1 pseudogene is annotated in these 288 nt (G+C 35.8%); it reads right to left on the bottom strand.

From position 1 onward, the window contains the following. Positions 1-288 (bottom strand): annotated as a pseudogene (locus tag ACWQAU_RS15165) (IS1182 family transposase); the annotation flags it as partial.

The following is a 288-nucleotide window of genomic DNA, read 5'->3' as shown; positions in this document are numbered from 1 at the left end:
GATCTGACCAGTTTCTGGAGCTGAAAGTAATTCTCGTTGTTTCGATTTGAAATATTCCCAATTTTCGTTCACGGAAATCCTTTTAAGATATCCTTTTGGTGTTAGTGCCGCGGAAATTAGTTGATGATTTTCATCATACTTTTCGGCAATGTATTCTTTAAAGTCACGGGTAAAACCATACTTATCAGTCCGTTGACGATAAGCATTAAAATTAAACCGGACGTTTTGTGGATTGATAAAATAATCATCTTTTTCATGATAGTCCCAGTTCATAACCTTACGGTCATC

The sequence above is a fragment of the Lactiplantibacillus sp. 3062 genome, from assembly GCF_055413545.1.
This window is presented reverse-complemented; position numbering and strand designations above follow the sequence as displayed.